Origin of the sequence: Capsulimonas corticalis, assembly GCF_003574315.2 — a bacterium.
GTDB lineage: Bacteria > Armatimonadota > Armatimonadia > Armatimonadales > Capsulimonadaceae > Capsulimonas > Capsulimonas corticalis.
Window position 1 is genome coordinate 872,766 of the sequence record NZ_AP025739.1, and the last position, 19,737, is coordinate 892,502.

The following is a 19,737-nucleotide window of genomic DNA, read 5'->3' on the forward strand; positions in this document are numbered from 1 at the left end:
CAGGCAATCGTAAAAATAGTCCTTGACTGCCTTGTCGTTTTCTGGCTAGAGAAGATTGAGAGAAGCGCCGATATAAGATAGCGGCTAAACGCATTTATACTGGAGGCTTCGCCGGCGATATCTCAGCGCAGTGCAGAGAACGGCGGCTCAAGGGTACCTTTATCATGAATCGGTTTCGGAAATTGACAACGGGTTCTAAGCTGATTGCCTGCTTTGGGCTTTGTCTGCTGCTGGCGTCGCTCGTCGGGGGTATGGCGCTCGTGCAGATGTCCAGCATGACCCAGGCGTCCGAGGGGATGCTGGGGGAAGTGGTCGCGGGGGAGAAGTGGCTGGGCGAGTTCCATGTGAACGCGCGCCGGCTGCGCACGCTAGAGATGGAGCATGCGCTGGCCCCGTCCGCGGATCAGCCGGGACTGGAAAACGATATGCTGGTCGCGGAAGCGGAGGCGGCGGAAGGTCTGCGGGAGTACGGGCGCACGGCCATGGACTCTTACGATGTCGATAACCTGAGACGACTGCAAGCCGATTGGAGCCGCTACCTCGCGATGCACGAAGCGGTGCTCCCGATCAGCCGGCGGCAAAATAAGGACCTGACTTACGCGGAGCTCAGCGGGGCGATGCGCGTTCAGTTTTTGAAGACGCGAGACTTGACGGACCGGATGGCGGATTGGAACTATCGCCACGGCGTCTGGTACGGCGTCCGCACACGACAGCTTTATCTTCACAGCAAGACCTGGGTGATCTGCCTGCTGATCGCCATGCTCGCCGCCGGGGGGACGATCGGCTTCTTCACCACCCGCTACCTGACCGGCGTCATGCGCGATATGGAGAACGAAGTCGCCGAGCGGCGTCAGGCGCAGACGGCGCTTCAGGCGCGTGAGCAGCGGTTCCGGGCGCTCATCACCAATTCGCTCGATGTCTTCGCCATTTTAAACGGCGAAGGCAAGGTGAGCTACATCAGCTCGGCGGTTGTCTCCATCTGGGGCGTGCCCGAGGAAAAGGTGCTTGGCACACAAGGACGAGATTGGATTCATCCCGACGATCAGGCGCGGTCTCAAGCCCTGCTGGCGCAGGCGCTGGAGACCCCGGGGCGCAACGTCACGACGGAACTGCGCATCCTGCACGGCGACGGGTCATGGCGCAGCTCGGAAGTCATTGTGAACAACCAGCTTGGCGACCCCGCCGTCGCCGGAATCGCGCTCACGTACCGGGATATCACGGAGCGCAACGCATTTGAAGAGCAGCTCAAGCATCAGGCGTTCCACGATGTATTGACGGGACTGCCAAACCGGGCGCTGCTCATGGACCGATTGGACCGAGCCCTCGCGCGCTCCCGTCGCCAGGGAATGGATGTCGCCGTCCTTTTCATCGATCTGGATAACTTCAAAGTCGTCAACGACAGTCTGGGCCACGAGGCGGGAGACAACCTTCTGACGATTGTGGCGCAGCGCCTGCTCTCCAAAGTCCGCCAGCAGGACACCGTGGCGCGCTTCGGCGGCGATGAGTTCGCGATCCTTCTGGAGGACGCGGCGCCAGGCGAGGCCGCCGAGATCGCCGAGCGCGTCGCGGCGGAGATGGGGCAACCCCTCTGCATTCAGGGCCGGGATATGTTCGTGACCGCAAGTATCGGCCTGGCGCTGAGTCTGGACAGCAGCGGCGACGCCAACGGACTGCTGCGGGACGCCGACATCGCGATGTATCAGGCGAAGGCCTCCGGTAAGGCGGTCACCGTGACCTTCGACCGCAGCATGACCGCCCGCGCCGCCGAGCGTCTCGAGATGGAAAGCGAGCTGCGGCGCGCGATCGAACAGGGCCAGCTGCGACTTCATTACCAGCCGATCGTCTCCCTGGAGACGGAGCAGATCAGTGAAGTCGAAGCCCTGGTGCGCTGGGAGCATCCGACGCGCGGCTTGATTCCGCCCGGCAAATTCATTCCCATCGCCGAAGAAACCGGCTTGATCGTACCTCTGGGAAAATGGGTTTTGGAGGAAGCGTGCCGCCAGGGCCAGGAATGGCGCGAGGCGCATTCCGAGAATCTTTCGCTGCTGATCGGCGTCAACCTCTCGACCCGCCAGTTCCAGCAGGAGGGGCTGATCGAGGAGATCAAGGAAATACTGGAGCGCTCGGGCTTGCCGCCCGCAAGCCTCAAGCTGGAGATCACCGAAAGCCTGATGTCCGCGCGTCCCGAGGACACCATCGCCAAGCTGGAGCAGCTCCGAGCGATTGGCGTGCATCTGGCCGTGGATGACTTCGGCACGGGCTATTCCTCCATGTCGTACCTCGCCAACTTCCCGGTGGACACCCTGAAGATCGACCAATCCTTCGTGCAGCGCCTGGGCAGCAACAGCGAATCCGACGCGATCGTGCAGGCGATCATGACACTCGCCAAGGCCCTGAACCTGCGCGTTACCAGCGAAGGCATCGAGACCGACGAACAGCGCGCCCTCCTGCGCGGCATGGGCTGCGACCGCGGCCAGGGCTACCTCTTCTCCCGCCCTTTGACGAGCCTCGCGCTCACCGAGCTACTCACGAATCAATTCCTCACGAACCAAAGCGACAACATCGAACGCCGCGCCGCCTAACAATAAAACACTTCCGGACGCCTACCGCCGAAACTCCCTGTGATAGGCGTCCCAAATTCGCGCCTCATACCGCAGCGCATAATCCTCGGCGTACTCTTCGCCCCGCCCAATCTTCTTCTGCCGCCGTGAAGTCATCCGATCGTGATGATGCCCCAATTCATGCAATAAGATGTGCAGCAATTGGTAATCGCGAATCGACGCCTCATCGAACTTGCAGAGATAATATCCATCGTCCATCGCTTCACACGGCACGCCCAGACGCTCAAAAACTTCCCGATGGTCGTTGTAGAAGCCTTCGTTGCATTCGATCCAATGGCCTGTTTCCCAAGCGCAAACCTCAATCACACCGAGATGATAATAGCAACCAGCCATATCATGCCCACCCGGCGACAGCACAATCGCATTCAGGCCAACGGCCAGACAGTTCCAATCCGGCAGCAGTTCTAGAAAGCGATAAACATCGTTTTTGCTGAGAACATGCTTGTACCCATCCCCCGGCCGCTGACGATCCACCTGCACCATGCGCGGCGTCGGAGCCCAAAAGTAATCCGGACTCTGCGTCCATTTGTTCTTCTTCCGAACCGTCCCATCCACAACCTTCGGCGTCGACTTGCGATTCCCGCGCAGCATGGCCCAACTCCCTTAAACGAATATGAAATACGTAAGCTATATCGGAGATGGGTAGCGCCGTGGTAAATGGAGTATCTCAGAAATGCAAAACCCCTCATCGCAGATGACAATGAAGGGTTGGTGAGGACAAGCATTTACGCCGACGCGCTGCGTACGCCGGTTCTTCCGACGGGGCGCGGGGGCTGTTTGGGGGAGTCGACGACGCCGGGCTGGCCGTCTTTGGGGAGGGCTTTGGCGAGGACTTCGACCATTTCTTCCACCGCTGTGAGCATGCGGGCGGGAGTGTCGGGGGTCGCGAGGAAGACGACGTCGGGGAGGAACTGGTGCTGCATGTAGAGGCGGGCCAGTTTCTTGATCGTGTCCATCGGGATGTGGGTTCCCTGAAAACGAATCGCGACGCGGCGTTTTTCGGCGACGATATTGCCGATGCCGACTTCCAGGCAGCGCAGACGCAGGCGCAGGGTGGCGAGCAGGTTCCAGACGGAGCGCGGGGGATCGCCGTAGCGGTCTTCGAGCTCCTCTTGAATGCGCGCGACATCCTCCATGCGGCGGACGGCGGTGAGCTTCTTGTAGATCAGGATGCGCTCGGCTTCGCTCGGGATGTAACGCGGCGGGATGTGCGCGTCGAGCGGCAGCGCGACATTCGGAAGCTCCCAATCGGCTTCCATATCCTCGCCCTTCAGCTCGTTGATCGCCTGTGAGAGCAGCTGCGTATAGAGATCGAAGCCAACCGTCGCCACAGTCCCCGATTGGGCGGCGCCGAGCAGGTTGCCGGCGCCGCGGATTTCGAGGTCGCGCATGGCGACTTTGTATCCCGAGCCGAGGTCGGAGAACTCGCGCAGGGCGCCCAGGCGCTTTTCCGCGATTTCGGAGAGAATTTTGTCTTTCCGGTAAAGCAGATAGGCGTAACCCTGCCGCTTGGAGCGGCCGACGCGGCCGCGCAGCTGGTAGAGTTGCGCGAGGCCGAGCTTGTCGGCGTTGTCCACGATGATGGTGTTGACGTTCGGGATGTCCAGGCCGCTCTCGACGATCGTCGTACAAACGAGAATGTTGAACTCCTTGTTTGCAAAGCGCAGCATCACGTCTTCCAGGTCGTCCTCATGCATCTGGCCGTGCGCGATCTCGGCGGTCGCTTGCGAAACGAGGCGGCGCAGATGCTCGGCGACGTGCGTGATGCTTTCGATCCGGTTGTGCAGATAGTAGACCTGTCCGCCCCGGTCGAGCTCGCGAAGGATCACTTCACGGATCAGTTCGTCGTCGTACTCTTTGACATATGTCTTGATCGGCTGGCGGCCTTCCGGCGGATCGTCGATCAGACTCATATCACGGATGCCGGAAAGCGACATGTGCAGCGTTCTGGGGATGGGCGTCGCGGTCAGCGTCAGCACATCCACATTCTTCTTGATCGCCTTGATGCGCTCTTTGTGCGCGACGCCGAAGCGCTGTTCCTCGTCGACCACCAGCATTCCCAGATTACGGAACTTCACGTCCTTGCTGAGCAGTTTGTGGGTGCCGACGACGATATCGACATTGCCCTCGGCCAGCGCCTTGATCGTCCGGTCCGCCTCGGCCTTGGAGACGAATCGCGAAAGCATCTCGATCTTGACGGGGTACTGGGCCAGCCGCTCGCGGAACGTGACGAGATGCTGCTGAGCCAGAATCGTCGTCGGGCAGAGCACGGCGACCTGGCGGCCGGCGTTGACGACTTTGAAGGCGGCCCGGATCGCGACCTCGGTCTTGCCGTAGCCGACATCGCCGCAGATCAGGCGATCCATCGGTTTGTCGTCTTCCAGGTCGCGCTTCACGTCTTCGATGGCGGCGAGCTGATCGGGCGTCTCTTGATACGGGAACGCCTCCTCCATCTCCATTTGCCACGGCGTGTCCGGGGCGATGGAGTGGCCGGTCGCGGCCTTGCGCGCGGCGTAGAGCTTGATCAGGTCCGCCGCCATCTCCTGGACTTGCTTCTGCGCCTTCTTGGTCGCGCGGGACCACTCGCCGCTGTTCAGGCGCGTGACGGTGGGCGTGGATTCCTGGGAGCCGATGTACTTCTGGACTCGGTCGATTTGATCCGTCGGGACATAGACCTTGTCGCCGCCGGCATACTCCAGCAGCAGATAATCCCGCTCGGCGCCGTCCTTGCTTTTCAGCCGCGTAATGCCCGCGTAATATCCGATGCCATGGTTGATGTGGACGACATAGTCGCCCTCGCGCAGCTCCAGATAGGAGGTAAGTTTGAGACCTTCTTTGAAAGCGCGCTTCTTGGGCTTCTGATGAGCGCGGTGGCCGAAGATATCGGTGTCGGTCGCGACCATCAGCGCGGCTTCGGCGAGCTTAAAGCCGCCGAGCAGGCTGCCGTCCAGCACGTATACCCCGCCCTCGCCTCCGGGCTGGAGGCGGTCCTGCGGCGACGCCGGGATCTTATGGTCGGCGAGCAGCTCGCGGATCTTCTGGGACTGCTCGGTAACGAGCACGACGCGGAAGCGGGCGCCGAGCCAGCCGTCCAGCGCTTCAAAGAACGACGGGAAGCGTCCGGCGAAGCTTTCCATCGCGCCCGACTGCGTGGAGATCGGGTCGGACGCGCGCAGGCCGTCGACTTTCTGCCCGAGCAGCGAGAAGATCACCGTGGCCGGAGACTTCGCGGCGTGCGAGACAACGGCGCTGAAGCCGCAGGCGTGCGGAGTTTCATCGGTCAGCCACTCGCCCCGCGCCGCGCGCGTCTGGGCGATCTCGATCACTTCCTTTTCGATCTGCTCCAGACGCGCCTTCGCCTGGTTCGGCTCGTCGAGCACCAGCAGCGCGCCTTCCGGCAAATAGTCCAGGGCGCACATCTCGCGCGGCTCCAGATACGGGAGATAGTACTCCGTCTGGTCAAAATATGTTCGGGAGCTGAGCTGCGCGATATCCGCTTCGATGCGCTCTTCCAGACGTTCCGCGTGCTCGGCGCCGCGCCCCTCTTCGTTGGTCTTGCGCAGCTGCGCCATCCGCCCGGGCAGTTCGCGCTGGAGACGCGCAACGGCCTCGGCGACGGCGTCCTCGGTCAGCGGCGCTTCGCGCACGGCGTGGACGGCTAATGTCTCGACCTTGCCGACCGAGCGCTGGGATTCCACATCAAACGGGCGAATGCTTTCCACGTCATCGCCGAAGAAGTCGATCCGGAACGGGCGCAGGGAGTCGCCGGGGAAGATGTCCAGAATGCCGCCGCGCCGGGTCCACTGCCCCGGATTCTCCACGGCTTCCACGCGGTCGTAACCAAAGCCCGCCAGTGTCTTTTCTAAGTCCGCGATTTCGACGCTTTCGTTGACCGTGATCGTCACGCTGCGGTCGCGCAGGGCTTCGGGAGCGACGGTGCGCTGGAGAAACGCGCCGATCGGGCCGACGACCAGGCGCGCCTCGCCCCGCGCCAGCTTTTGCAGGGCCGCCGTCCGCCGTCCCAGGACCGCAAGGTCCGGCGCGCCTTCGGCGAAGACCAGCGTTTCGGTGGATGCGGCGAGGTTGACAAGCGCGTCGTCCTCCACCCCGTACCGAGCCAGATCCGCGCAGATCCGCGCCGCCTGGTCGGCGTTATAGGTTACAACGACAATCGGATGCCCCAGCTCGCGCGCGAGCTGCGCCAGGATAAAGCTCTTCGCCGCGACCGGCAGCCCCTCGATCTGAGTCAGGCCGCCCGCCGCGATCCGTTTCTTGAGTTCGTGATAAGCAGGGAGATCGTCCACCAGCGCCGGCAGTTCGCGCAAATCCATCCGGTTCGTTCCTTCCACGGGAAAACAGGGGAAATCGTGCGTCTCCGGACGCGAAAAACGCGTCTCAGACGCACAAAAGGGCTTCGGCGGTTTAAACGCCCAAGCCTCAATATTTGTGTCTAACGTATCATTATACCCGCACGAGACGATGTCTCAGACAGCGACTGGCGAGCAGTGGAAGGTCTAATGCACCCGTTCGAATGTCCAGTGCTGGTTGGAGCCGCCGTTATCGTACCATTGCAGCATCCCGGTTCCAGGATCGAGCGAAGCCCCGGCGTCATCAATGAGCAGCCCATTGCCGCGATTGACGATTTTATAAGTTCCGTCACCCACCGGGCTCAAGATCCACTGCTCGCTGGCGTCTTTGCTGGACACGTTTTGCTCGATCGCCGCGCCGAGATCCGTACTGGCTCCCGCGACCTTGAGGGAAAGGTGGCTGGAGACGTTCTCGAACTTCCAGCATGAGTTCCCCATATTGACGGCGCGCCATTCCTGGTTCTCTCCCCCATTCACTCCCCATTGGATGAGCTGCACGGGAGACCGAGAAGCGGCCGGATCGTCGAGCACCAGGCCGCTCAAGCTGTTGCGCAGCCAGTAGATATGGCCCGCGACAACGGCCGGACCAGGGTGGTAGGGCGCCCGCTTTGCCGGAAGCAGACCGTAGACGACGAGCTTATTGGAGAATGTCGCAGCGTAGACCTTGCCGTTCGCCACCGTAGGCGGGACAAACTTGGCGAATTTCCCCAGCATATCCTGCGTGGGATATTGATTGCTGTTCCACAGCTCTTTACTCAGGTCGTTCGCATCGAACGCGCGCAGTATCCCATCCACCGTGTTCGGCCCCGCGTCGCCGTTGAGCGGCGTCAAAGCCCAGACGATTCCCGTTCCGGCGGCGGCTCCATTGGCGGAAATACTCAAAAAACCGCCCGGCATGCCGATGCTGTACTGCGGCGCCAGAACCGTGCTTTGCGAGGAAGGCGTCGTGTTAAAAACGGAGCCGTCAAACGCGAAGGCGCGCAAATAGTCGTTTTCGCCCCAAAGGTAGATATGCCGGCCCGTCGGTCCGTCATAGTAGGCCGGCACGCCGTGAATATGGTGGCTGCCGGAACGGGACGTATCGACCGCCTGCCACGATTCGACGATGTTGCTGTCGCCGCCGGCATTGTAGTGTCCCATCTGGTCCTTATCGACCAGATAGAGCTTGCCTTCTTTTCCGCCGCCGACAATCAGATTGGAGCCTGGAATTCCCAGGACGCCCGAGCACCCCAGATCCTCGTCGTCCCGGTTAAGCTGGTCGGCGTTAAACGGCATAAAGTAGTCCAGCGCTTGCAGCGTGGGACTGAGCTTCACGAAAGATTCCCCAAATCCGGTTCCTCCGCTTTTGACAGTGCTGACGCCGTTGCCGACGGAGCAATAGAGGTTACCGCTCGTATCGACGGTCAGCCCTTCGCCGGCCATCCAGAGGCCGCCTTCGCCCTCGCCATTCACTCCGGTCCCATCGCCGTCCGGTGTCGTATTGAAGACACTGACTTGAGCGAGATCGGAAGCGCGATATCCGGCGATCCACCCATGATACGGATCGGTATCCTCGAAGGAAGCCGAAGACACATACACGACGCCACGCGACAGGGTGAGCGCCGGACGCAGATTTTGCAGCGACGGATCGAATGTCAGCACACCATTGACGCTTCCGGCGCCGGAGCCGTGACAGCTTGGCTTAATCTCCACCGGACCGCCCAGCTTCTCCGCGCCCGTGACGATATCAATCGCATGCAGCATCCAGTGGTATGGGCCGCTGCTGCTGTCCTCCATGTAATTGGCGACGTAAATCGTATTCGTCGCCGGATCGATGACAGGCGTGGGCAGCGCGCCGATCTCAACCTGGATATCGGACATCACCCCATAACGCGTTGGGAAACCCGAGGGGCGTGGAGCGCCCAGGGAGAGACTCCAATACGGCGCGGAACGGTATCGATCGTCCGCGTCAAACGCATAGAGCGTATTGTGCATCGTCGCGACATATATGATATTCCTCTTACCGTGTCCGGGAAGCGTGACGCCGGACACATAAAGCGGCTGCGCATAGATCTGCCCGTCGACTTCCCGCGAAAACAGCCTCCCAAACGCGCTCACGTTGACATTCGTCGTATTGAGAATCTTCTCGTTCAGATTGGCGCCCGTCCGCGAGTTGTCGTTATGGTGAGTCAGCACGGAACTCTGCGCCCAGCTCGGCGCCGCAGCCAGCAGCGCGGCGGAGACACCGGCGACGAATAGCGAAGTCCGCCCAGCGGCTCTGAGTCTGTCGGCCTTCCGAAATTTGAATGTCATTGTCTTTTCCTTCATTGGCGATGACGGCGCGCGACTCCTGGCCGCTGTCGATCCTCTCTGAACGTTATGGATTGGTCTTACTGGAAACGGACGTCAAGAGGAGCGCATGGTTCGGCTCGCCGCGGCGACTCCCAGAGCAGACGATCTTTTCGGAATTGCTGATGGAGGAGGCGCTGGTCAGCGTCCACCCGGAGTCAGAGGCAATTCGCGTATTGAGATCCTCCATCCGGCCTTCGCGCCACAAAAAGGCGCGGCGGCCATGGGCGGAAACGCTGGACGCGCCGACGACCTCGCCGCGATCATTGATCGCGCTTGCGGAGCTCGGATCGAACTTCAGCGCGCCCAAATCCTGCATTCGCCCCTGCGTGTAGAGAAAGGCGTGAACGCCGTCCTGAGTTTCCGAATACCCGGCGATATCGCCATGATTGTTGACCGCAAGCGCGCAGCTGGAGGTCCCTCCAGGAAGCGCGCCGAGATCGATGATCTTGCCATTGCGCCACGCGACCGCGCGCCGGACAAACCGCGCCGTATCCGCAACCCCCACGACTTCTCCCGCTGCATTAATGGCGTACGCGGCGCTGAATGAGCCGCCCGGCAGGACGCCAAGATCCTGAAGAGCTGCGCCATGCGCAAGGAACGCATGCGAGATATGGGCGTCCACATCCGCGACGCCAACGACCTCGCCGCCGTCGCTCACATCAAACGCCCGACTGTTGCGCCCGCCGAGCGTCCCCAGCATGGTGGTCTTCTTCTGGCGGTAAAGGAAGGCGCGGGTCGTCGCGAGGCTGTCCACCGGGTTAGCGCTCGTGCTGCTCCACCCGGCCAAATCTCCAAGACCGTTCGTCGCGCGCGCGACGCTATTGCGATATCCCGGCGCCGGCTTCAGAACGAGCATCTTCCCATCGCGCCAGCGCGCGGCCCGCACCTGCGTCCCCACGGCAACATAAAGCGACACGCCGCCATCGTCCCCAACGTCGAGCGCGACATCGTCGGCCACGTTCGCGATCGGCCCAAGATCGGTCACCGAATAGCTGGGCGGCTGGACGGGAACGAGCGCCTCGCCAGGAAGCGAAGCCGGCGGCAATGCGCAGAGAGCGGCGGCGATCAGCGCCGCGCCGAAGTATTGCGTCGGGTGCATAAATACTAGTATATCAGAAATCGCCGTATCGTACGAATTATTTTATGTCTGCCTGGCGGCGCCCAATTTTGGGGCGCCGCCAGGCGCGAATCCTCTATCCGCCACAGTACGAGACACGATTTCAGCGCGGCGGATCGCCGAAGTAGAAATTTACCGATCCGTGGCGCTCGCCGTCGCCAATCGCCTTTTGGCCCATGGGACCGGTGTCCTCGGCGCGGCTGAACTTGTTGCCCATCGCCGGGATCGCGTTCAGGAAGGAAATTCCGGCGGCGGGAAACGGCGCCTGGGCATGGACCGCTTTGTTGTTCGCGGGGACTCTGGGCGTCAGCATCTGCAAGAAGAGGTCGTCCTGGCCTAGCTCCATGGTGATCGGCCCCTCGGTCGTTTGCAGCTTCGCCCAGCGCACGCCGGCGTAGTAGCCTTTGAACTCGGGATATTGGAACCCGGAATCGCCGGTGATCGTGTCGTTATACTGGGCGCTCCAAACGCCCAGAACGCCGCCCGCCATTCGGTTCTTCCAGGCGCGATACGGACCGTTCCCCAGCCAGGTCATACTCTGAACGTTCGCCTCGGGATAATCGAAACTGACGCCGAAGTAGTCGTGCGGGCCGGACGCCATATAATCGTAATCCATCTGTACCCAGCCATTGGGTTTCACGCGCCACTGCACGGACTTCATATCGCCGGTATAGCTTGCGGTGACGACAAAGTCGCTTCCGTCGGAATGCCCTTCGATGCTCGCCAGAGCCGCATCGCCTACGGCGAGGCGCGGGCCGTTGAGCAGCGAGAACTTCTTCCCGTGACGATCCGCCGAGATCAGCTGCCCGTTTTGCTTGCTGATATTCACGGTCAGATCGCCGCTGCGGACGGTGATCTGGTCCGGCGTTTCCGACGACTGGACATGCGCCGCGCCCGGCGCTCCGGTTATTGCGCGGAAATCGTCGGCGTGCGGCAGCGGCCAGACCCAGGTCCAGAGTTCGCGCCCCTGCGGGTCATCGACGCGCAGGGAAAGCGCCTCGGCCTGACGCCAATTTTGCGGCAAGTCGAGCTTCAGCGTTCCGGACGTCCCCGGCGCAATGGATCGATCGAGATGGGCCGTCCCTTGAGACACCACCGAATCTCCGCTTTGTGAACTCGCTGGGCTCTGGAACTTGCGCAGGCTCCAGGCGTAGCGGCACTGGCGGGCGTCGAGAAAGTCATAGCGGTTTTCGAGGGTGAGAACGCCGTCGAAATCGGCGGGAATCTGCTTTTCTCGGATGACAATCGGCGACCAGATCTCCTTGACGGTATTGTAGCTGCCTTCTTTTTGCCGGTACGGTCCGAGTATGCCGTCGGGCGCGAGGTTGCCGCGCGTGTCCATCCGGCCGTCCAGATCCACGCGCTTCACCGTTTCGTCCAGGAACGCCCAGATAATGCCGCCGCCGCCCACCTTGCTCTGGCGGATCACGTCCCAGTAGTCGGCCAGCCCCGCGCCCGCGCCGCCGTCGTAGAGGCCGTGGAGGAACTCCGTGGGCAGGAAGACCCGGTCGCCGGCGGCGACCTTTTGGATACGCTCGTAATTGGGATAGTGGTCGTCGTTGATCGAGGCGATCGTCCCGCCGGGATGGATCACTGTACGCCCCTGTGGGTCCCAGAGAGCGAACTCCGTGTCCAGCGCCGTGTTCCAGCCGCCCTCGTTGGCGTTGTCCCAGAAGACGATGCTGGGGTGATTGACATCGCGCGTCACCATCTCCTCCACCAGCTTCTTGCCGATACCGGTGTCGTACTTATGCTGCCAGCCGCCAAGCTCGTCCAGCACGTAGAGTCCCAATTCGTCGCAGTCGTCCAGAAAGTGCTGATCGGGCGGATAGTGGGACATCCGCACGGCGTTCATGTTCATGTCCTTCATCAGACCGATATCCAGGCGGCTGATTTTGTCGCTGGTGCATCGTCCCGATTCCGGCCAAAAGCTGTGCCGGTCCGATCCTTTCAGCAGCACGCGCTTGCCGTTGACGTAAATTCCGTCGCCCGCGCGCAGTTCGATGGTTCGGAATCCGAAGCGGCGCTTGACGCGATGGACAATCGTTTGTCCACGCATCAAACGGACTTCAAGCTGGTAGAGATTGGGAGTCTCCGCCGTCCAAAGCTTAGGCGCATCCAACTGCGACCGCAGCTTGACCGTCTGCTGCGCGCTTGAAATGGGAAGAGAAAAGGCGCGGCCGACGGGACGACCTTTCAAGTCAAGGACCTGGGCTTGCACATGGTCCGCGGAGGCGACGGCGTCGCCGAACACATCGACCGCCAGCGCCCCGTCGGCGCGCGCATCGATCGCGACTCGTTTGATAAACTCCGTGGGGACCGATTCTAAATAGACCGGCCGATAGATTCCCCCGTAGTTCCAGTAATCGCCCCGCCGCTCTGCGCTATTGATCGACGCATCGCTCGACTCATCGTCCACCGTCACTTCCAGAAGGTTCTCTTCGCCGGGCTTGAGCAGCTTTGTGATCTCATAGCGAAACTGATAGTAGCCGCCCTGGTGCGCCGGGCCGGCCGAAACGCCATTGACCGTCACCTGGGTGTCCGTCATGGATCCTTCGAATACCAGAAAGGTCCGCTGACCGGTCCAATTTTCAGGCGTGCGAAAACGCCGCCGATAACGCCCTTCCACGGGGACGATCGGACCGGGTCCCATGTCCACCCCATAGCTCAGTTTCCCAAAGCCGTGAAACTCCCATTGCGACGGCACGGGGACCGTCGTCCACCGATTCCCTTTCGCGCCCGCCGTACAAAAAAAGTCCCACGGGACGGCGTCGTCTTTGTCATGCCCCGTGAGATATTGAGTTTGCGTATCTTGCGCGTACGCGCGGGGCGCGCAGGCAATAAGCGCGGCGAACGCGGCGCCGGCGGCGAAGAGATGGGAACGATGAAACATCATGGATGGGAGCGCCTTTGTGAAGTATTTTCTCGCGCCAGGCGCTTCAGACGCGCGAAGTCAAACCCCAATGGGTCGGACTTACGGCCCTGAGGCAGCGCGATCTGGGCGTGCGAGACGATGCGGCTGTCGGGAATGTCGCAAACCGTGCGCAGACGGCGAATAATACGGGCGACGGCTTTGTACTGCGCGTCTGGGTAGGGATCTTCTCCGTCATTCAAATTGACCATCTCGATCCCGACGCTGTATGCGTTCACTCCTGGGGCGCCGTCCAGCGAAGACGCGCCCGCGTGCCACGCCTGCATCTCGATCGGGACCATCTGCACGACGCTTCCGTTTTTCCCGACGACGAAGTGCGCGGACACGCCCGACTTCGGACTGCGGAAGATCGCGACCGCCGATTCCCGAGTCGATCCGGCGGTGGAGTGAACGACCACGCAATCGACATTCGCCCAGAACGGGCGCGGGCTGACATTCGGCGAGGGTACGAACGCGTCAACACGATCGAGCGTGCGCAGCCGTTCGCGCCGAAGCGTCTGGCGCGCGACAGCAACCGTCAGTAACAGCGCCGCGACAGCAGCCATCAACAGGAAAACGCGTTTGCGCATGAGCAATTATAACGCCGCGCAGCCAGAATGGGAAGGGGCAGGTTGTTAAGACACGGATTCTCAGGGCGGCATGTTAGACCTTTTTAAGAAACGGGAATAAACAAGCGAACATAATTCCATGGATTTAGAAGGGTACGCCATGTACGAGCAGTTTGGAGCTATTGTCGATCACAAAAAAAAGAATGTCACGTTCAAGCTGTTTCTTCCCGACGCCTCAAAGGACCCCAGACAGTACGAGGGAGGCGGTCTTCCCAATATTACCCGAATCTCCGTTCTTGGCGATTTTCAGACTCCAAAGTCAAAACGATGGGATGAGAACAACGCCATTGAACTCACACCCACAGACTATACCGATCCGCGCGACAACGTCGTCAAAGGCGTCGTGTACACTGCCCAGGTCGAGGATCTTCCCGAAGGCTTTTACGAATATAAGTATCGCGTCGAGTTCAAAAACGCCGAGCCGCGCATGGTCTCCGATCCCTGTGGACGCTGGGACGGCGCGTCCAACCAGAACTCCGGCTTTGTCATCGGCGGCGAGAGCGCGGAAGTTCTGCCGATCTCCAGCCGATCGCCTTACAAGGATTGGCGCGTTTATGAGCTGATGATCGATGACTTTACGGCGGGCTATCGCGACAAAAACGAGGCGCCGATACAGGCGATCGTCCGCAAGCTCGATTACCTCCAGGACCTGGGTATCAACGCGATCGAATTTATGCCCTGGACACCCTGGTCCTACTCCGGCGAGGCTGCGGACACGTTCAGCTGGGGCTACAACCCCGTGCAGCACTTTGGCGTCGCCCACCGCTATGTCAACAACCCGAAAGAAGAAACCAGCAAGCTGGTCTACTTGAAGCAGCTGATCAACGAATGCCACGCGCGCGGCATCCATGTGATCATGGACGCGGTGTTCAATCACGCCGACGCCGCGCCGCCGAACCTTGGCTTCCCCTATTACTGGCTTTATGAAGAACCCGCCGACTCACCGTATGTCGGCCAGTTTGCCCAGCACGACTATTTCCGGGATCTGGATTATGGAAATCGCTGCACGCTGGATTATGTCCGCGACGCATGCCTTTACTGGATCGACAACTTCCAGATCGACGGTATCCGCTTCGATAATACGCTGGGCTTCTATCAGGCGGACAACCGGGGCCACGGCCTGCCCAAGCTGCTCACGGAACTACGCGCCGGATTGTCCGAACGCGATCAAAAGAACTTCGCGTTGATTCTGGAGCATAGCTGGGATTACGATGCGATCGATGTGACGAACAAAGTCGGCGCGACGAGCTGCTGGTACGATCCGTTCCGCGCCCGCAGCCATGAATTCCTCGGCTGCCAATCCGTGGACACCCCCGTAATCGCCGCATCCATCATGCGTATGCTCGACACCTCGCTGGGTTTCGATCTGGGACGCACGCCGACGCCCTATCTGGAGAACCACGACCACGGCCGCATCATCTGCGCGGGGGGCGGGCGCGACAATTGGCGTCGAACACAGCCCTATATGATCGCCCTGTTCACCTGCGCGGGCGCGCCGATGATTTATAACGGGCAGGAATTTGGATCGGACCACGACGTGCCGGATGAGGGCGCGGACCGCATTATCCCGCGTCCGCTGGACTGGAGCTTCGTCGAACACGATACGGGAGCTTCCCTGCACAAGATCTATCGCACGCTGATGCGGATTCGCGAGGAGCATCCCGCCCTGCGTTCGCCCAACTTCGCGCCGTCCATCTGGGATGAGGGGCAAACCCAGTTCAACCGGCAGGGATTAGGCTTCGACCAGGAGCGGGCTCTCGTGGTGTATCGCCGCTGGAACGATGACGACGACGTTTCGGAGCAGTTCTTCGTCGCGCTGAACTTTTCCGACGCCGCGCAGGAAGTCGATTTCGAAGTTCCCCACTCCGGACCATGGCGTGATCTGCTCAGCGACAAGACCGTCACTCCGGTAGAGGGCCGTATCAAGACGGAGATCGGCGCAAGCTGGGGCGCGATCTTTTACCGTAAGAAGTAAAGCAACACGAGCGCATCTTCTCACAGCCAGGCGACGAACATCGCCTGGCTGTTTCGCCATGGGATCCGGAAGCCTTTACGGTTGCGAAGTTGGGACGAAGCGAGTACAATGTTGAGCGTTGCTCTCTCGCTGTCAAACCCATTTTTTAGAGGCCGAAATCACCCATGTCCACCGATCTTCAAGACCTGCCGGATTGGCGGGCGTTGTCCGAAAATTACGAGTGTCCGGAGTGGTTCCGAAACGCGAAGTTCGGGATCTGGGCGCACTGGGGTCCGCAGTGCGTGGGGGCGATGGGCGACCATTACGCTCCCAGCATCTACGGGGCGTATCCCGGCGACAAAACTTACGTCAAGGACGATACGATCTACTACGAACATATTCAGCGCTACGGGCACCCGTCGGAGCACGGCTTCAAGGATATCTGCCACAGCTGGAAGGCCGAAAAGTGGGATCCGGAGCATCTGATCGCTCTCTACAAACAGGCCGGCGCCAAATACTTCGTCTGCCTCGCCAATCACCACGACAACTTCGATAACTGGAACTCAAAGCACCAGCCCTGGAACTCGGTCAACGTCGGCCCCAAGCGCGACCTTGTCGGCGGCTGGGCCGCCGCCGCGCGCGCCGCGGGACTGCGCTTCGGCGCGACGCTCCACGGATGGCAGGCATGGAAGTATTACGGCAACGCCGCCGCCCATGACAAGACCGGCCCCTGGGCCGGCGTTCCCTACGACGGCGCGCTGACCAAAGCCGACGGCGCCGGGCAATGGTGGGACGGCCTCGATCCCAAAGACCTGTACGCCACGGACCAGGACCCTATAAGCGAGCCAGACGCCGCCTACACGGACAAGTGGAATCGGCGCATGCTCGATGTCATCGACCAATATCAGCCCGACTTGCTTTATATCGACAACTGGGACCGCTCGGTCTACGGCGGCGCGCAGGGCGACGACGTGATCGCCCATTTCTACGAGCAGGGGACAAAGGACGGCAAGATCGATGTCGTCTTCACGCGAAAGCATATGCCGGAATCGGAACGCCACCGGGCGCTCTGGAACGTCGAGCGTGGCCTGCTGGACGCCGTGCAGCCGCTGCCGTTCCAGACCGAGACCTGCATCGGCAACTGGCACTACCAGTACGGCGTCCGCTATAAGTCGAGCACGGACGCGATTCGCATGATGATCGATGTCGTGAGCAAGAACGGCAACTTCCTGCTCAATATCCCACTCAAAGGCGACGGCAGCCCGGACATCATCGAAATCGAGCTCCTGAAAGACATCGCCGAATGGATGGCGACCAATTCCGAAGCCATCTACGACACGCGCCCCTGGCGCGTCTTCGGCGAAACCGAAGCCGGCGCCGCCGCGACGGAAGCGCCCAGCTGGAACGAAAACGAAAAGCTCACCGGTCTTCAGAACCAGATCCGCTACACATCCAAAGGCGACGCCCTCTACGCCTTCGTCCTGGCGGCGGCGTCCGGCGAGATCACCCTGCCCAGCGTCCAGCCAGCCTCCCTCGAAGGCGCCTCCGTCCAGCAGCTCGGCCACGGCCCGATCCCGTTCCATATGGATGCTGAAGGACGATTGGTCCTGGAGCCGGCGACTATGGGCGCCGCGCGCGGCACGCATGCGGCGGCGGTCGTGTTCGAGTTGAAAGGGTTTGGAGTTTAGAGGTCTATTCCCCCGGTTTTCGCGTTCTCCCGTGCGCGAAGCGCCGGGGGTAAGTCACTCGGGTCGCGCGAAGCGCGGGGGTAGGCCCCATCACCCCCTCTTCACCCAAACCGCCATCGCCCCCGCCCCGCGATTCGCCCACGCATAATACGGAATCGCGGTGACGGCCCGCGCCTCTAACTCCGCCTCGCCACTTTCGGAAGCCTCACGATAAAGCGCCCCCGCCCAATCCTTCTCATTGACGACTCCCGCGTCGCCGCGCAGGGCGACGACGCCGCCCAGCAGTCCCTGGTCGAGTTCAGGAGTGAACTTGGAAGTGGGAGTGATGCGAATGTCGCGCACATCCACAAATGGGTTGTCTTCCTGTTCGAAGCAGTAGACCAGCGGGCCGCGCATCAGCGCGACTCGTCCGAACAGCGACGTCGCGCGGGGGTGGGCGACGATTTGGCGGACCGGCATCGGCAGGTCGAGAACGATCACATCGCCGATCTTCCATTCTCCCGTCAGACGGGCATAATCGCCGGCCACGGGATTTGGGAGCGCCTCGTCGTTGATGGACAGGGAAACATCACGCGCCCATGCGGGAAGGCGCAAGGCGATCGAGAATTTCCCCTCAGACTGAACCGTGATCTGGATGCGGCCGTCCCAGGGATAGTTCGTCTCCTGAATGAGCTGGACCTCACGCGCTTCCTGCGTTTCGTCGGCGGGCAATGTGAGATGCGCCTCTCCGGACGCGTAGAGGTTGACGAAGACACAACCGGGTGCGACGGAATAGAAGTAGCCAGGCAGCTGCGCGAACAGGCGCGCCATATTTGGCGGGCAGCAGGCGCAGCCGAACCATGCCTGGCGGCGCTGCGTCCCGTCGTCGCCCAGGACGTTCTGGTAATAGTAGCTCTGGCCGTCCAAAGAAATTCCGGAGAGAAAGCCATTGTAGAGGGACAGCTCGATCAGATCCGCGTACTTCGCATCCTGCTCCTGGACGAGCATCCGGGCGCTCCACATGATGGAGCCGACCGTGGCGCATGTCTCGGCGTAGGCGCGGTCCGGCAGTTCATAGTCGGCGCCGAACGCCTCGTTGTCCCAGCGCGGGCCGATGCCTCCCGTAATGTACATCAGCGCCTGCGTCATATTCGCCCAAAGACGCTCCAGCAGAGCGCCTAACGCCGGCTCGTCCGTCTCGGCGTAGACATCCGCGACGCCAGCCATCAGATAGACCGCGCAGACCGCGTGGCCGACAAGACGGTCGTATTCGCGGATGGGAAGAAATGGATATTCAGCGCCATTGATGCGTCCCATCCCCCGGCGCGCGTCGAGCTGGTACCGCGCCGATTCCAAATACCGGCGCTCGCCCGTAATTCGAAACAGCTCCACCAGTCCCATCTCGACTTCCGGGTGAGCGTCCACGCCGTGCTTTTGCCCCTCGCCGGGACCGATGGCGACCGCGATATGATCGGCCAGACGCTTTGCGACGGCGATCAGTCGTTCCGATCCCGTCGCGCGGTAGTGCGCGACGGCGGCCTGGAAGAAGTGGCCGGCGGAATAAAGTTCGTGATGGTTGTTGCCCTCCGTGTTGATAGTCGCCCAGCGCTCGGGGGCGCGGTCGAACATAAAGGCCGTGTTCAGATAACCATCCGTGTCCTGCGCCCCCTCGATCAGCGCGACCGCGCTTTCGATCCGCGCTTCCAGCTCAGGAAGCGGCCCCGACGCCAGCGCCCAGATCGCCGCCTCCAGCCATTTGTAAAGGTCGGTATCGGCGAAGACCCATCCACGAAACTTCAGCCCCTCCTGCCCGGCGGCGCGCCGGAAATTGTCCAGACACCCCGTTTCCTCAAGCTGGAGATATTGCGTGGGCAGCGTCCGAACGCGATTGGTTTCGAGCCGAGGCGCCCAGAAAGCGTCGGTCAATTGGACGGCGGAAACCGGGGCGAGCTGCGGCGAAGGGAACGCGCCGCCGCGCGTATCAAAGATGAGGGCGTCTGGTTTGGTCACTGGGATGCCTTTGAGATGGAATAACGTGCGCCGCGATCCCCGAGGCGACAAATCTCATTGTATACGAAAGCAAGAGATCGTGCTAGAGGAGAAAATCACAGATATACGGGACAATCGTGACTACGCAAAT

General features: G+C 61.3%; 10 protein-coding genes. 3 read left to right on the forward strand and 7 right to left on the reverse strand.

The features are described 5' to 3' along the window. The first annotated feature begins 182 nt into the window (after positions 1–182). On the forward strand, positions 183–2,582 hold the full coding sequence (locus D5261_RS03840; RefSeq protein ID WP_165864465.1) for an EAL domain-containing protein: 2,400 nt from the start codon (positions 183–185) through the stop codon (positions 2,580–2,582). A gap of 21 nt (positions 2,583–2,603) precedes the next feature. Here D5261_RS03840 and D5261_RS03845 read toward each other — a convergent pair whose 3' ends face one another. From D5261_RS03845 to D5261_RS03870, 6 genes are all read right to left on the reverse strand, one after another. After that, the gene (locus tag D5261_RS03845; RefSeq protein WP_119323452.1) at positions 2,604–3,212 is read right to left on the reverse strand and encodes a hypothetical protein; all 609 of its coding nucleotides are present in this window, start codon (positions 3,210–3,212) and stop codon (positions 2,604–2,606) included. A gap of 134 nt (positions 3,213–3,346) precedes the next feature. Continuing rightward, the gene (gene mfd, locus D5261_RS03850) at positions 3,347–6,952 is read right to left on the reverse strand and encodes a transcription-repair coupling factor (protein WP_119323453.1); all 3,606 of its coding nucleotides are present in this window, start codon (positions 6,950–6,952) and stop codon (positions 3,347–3,349) included. 183 nt (positions 6,953–7,135) lie between these two features. Continuing rightward, positions 7,136–9,280: an RICIN domain-containing protein gene (locus tag D5261_RS03855; RefSeq protein WP_165864466.1), complete on the reverse strand. Its 2,145-nt coding sequence runs from the start codon at positions 9,278–9,280 to the stop codon at positions 7,136–7,138. Positions 9,281–9,344: 64 nt separating this feature from the next. Next, a complete protein-coding gene (locus D5261_RS03860; protein WP_119323455.1) occupies positions 9,345–10,418 on the reverse strand; it encodes a hypothetical protein in 1,074 nt (357 codons plus the stop codon). A 121-nt stretch (positions 10,419–10,539) separates the two neighbouring features. Further along, positions 10,540–13,332 (reverse strand): glycoside hydrolase family 2 TIM barrel-domain containing protein, encoded by a 2,793-nt coding sequence (locus tag D5261_RS03865; RefSeq protein ID WP_119323456.1) that lies wholly within the window; start codon positions 13,330–13,332, stop codon positions 10,540–10,542. Beyond that, positions 13,329–13,937 carry an N-acetylmuramoyl-L-alanine amidase gene (locus D5261_RS03870; RefSeq protein WP_119323457.1) on the reverse strand — a complete coding sequence of 203 codons (609 nt, stop codon included), beginning with the start codon at positions 13,935–13,937 and terminating at the stop codon, positions 13,329–13,331. The genes D5261_RS03865 and D5261_RS03870 overlap by 4 nt, the downstream gene beginning before the upstream one ends. 118 nt (positions 13,938–14,055) lie before the next feature. Here D5261_RS03870 and D5261_RS03875 point away from each other — a divergent pair, with 118 nt between their 5' ends. Next, the gene (locus D5261_RS03875; protein ID WP_119323458.1) at positions 14,056–15,951 is read left to right on the forward strand and encodes an alpha-amylase family glycosyl hydrolase; all 1,896 of its coding nucleotides are present in this window, start codon (positions 14,056–14,058) and stop codon (positions 15,949–15,951) included. Positions 15,952–16,115: 164 nt separating this feature from the next. Next, positions 16,116–17,618 carry an alpha-L-fucosidase gene (locus D5261_RS03880; RefSeq protein ID WP_119323459.1) on the forward strand — a complete coding sequence of 501 codons (1,503 nt, stop codon included), beginning with the start codon at positions 16,116–16,118 and terminating at the stop codon, positions 17,616–17,618. A gap of 90 nt (positions 17,619–17,708) precedes the next feature. On the opposite strand, the gene D5261_RS03885 is transcribed toward D5261_RS03880, so the two are convergent. After that, positions 17,709–19,607, reverse strand: a complete 1,899-nt coding sequence (locus tag D5261_RS03885; protein ID WP_165864467.1) for a glycoside hydrolase family 127 protein — start codon at positions 19,605–19,607, stop codon at positions 17,709–17,711. Between the last annotated feature and the right edge of the window lie 130 nt (positions 19,608–19,737).

Bases quoted from the DNA above. Each gene is read 5' to 3' on its own strand.
- D5261_RS03845 (WP_119323452.1), bottom strand. From the start codon at position 3,212: ATGCTGCGCGGGAATCGCAAGTCGACGCCGAAGGTTGTGGATGGGACG.
- D5261_RS03855 (WP_165864466.1), bottom strand. From the start codon at position 9,280: ATGACATTCAAATTTCGGAAGGCCGACAGACTCAGAGCCGCTGGGCGG.
- D5261_RS03865 (WP_119323456.1), bottom strand. From the start codon at position 13,332: ATGATGTTTCATCGTTCCCATCTCTTCGCCGCCGGCGCCGCGTTCGCC.
- D5261_RS03875 (WP_119323458.1), top strand. From the start codon at position 14,056: ATGGATTTAGAAGGGTACGCCATGTACGAGCAGTTTGGAGCTATTGTC.
- D5261_RS03870 (WP_119323457.1), bottom strand. From the start codon at position 13,937: ATGCGCAAACGCGTTTTCCTGTTGATGGCTGCTGTCGCGGCGCTGTTA.
- mfd (WP_119323453.1), bottom strand. From the start codon at position 6,952: ATGGATTTGCGCGAACTGCCGGCGCTGGTGGACGATCTCCCTGCTTAT.
- D5261_RS03860 (WP_119323455.1), bottom strand. From the start codon at position 10,418: ATGCACCCGACGCAATACTTCGGCGCGGCGCTGATCGCCGCCGCTCTC.
- D5261_RS03880 (WP_119323459.1), top strand. From the start codon at position 16,116: ATGTCCACCGATCTTCAAGACCTGCCGGATTGGCGGGCGTTGTCCGAA.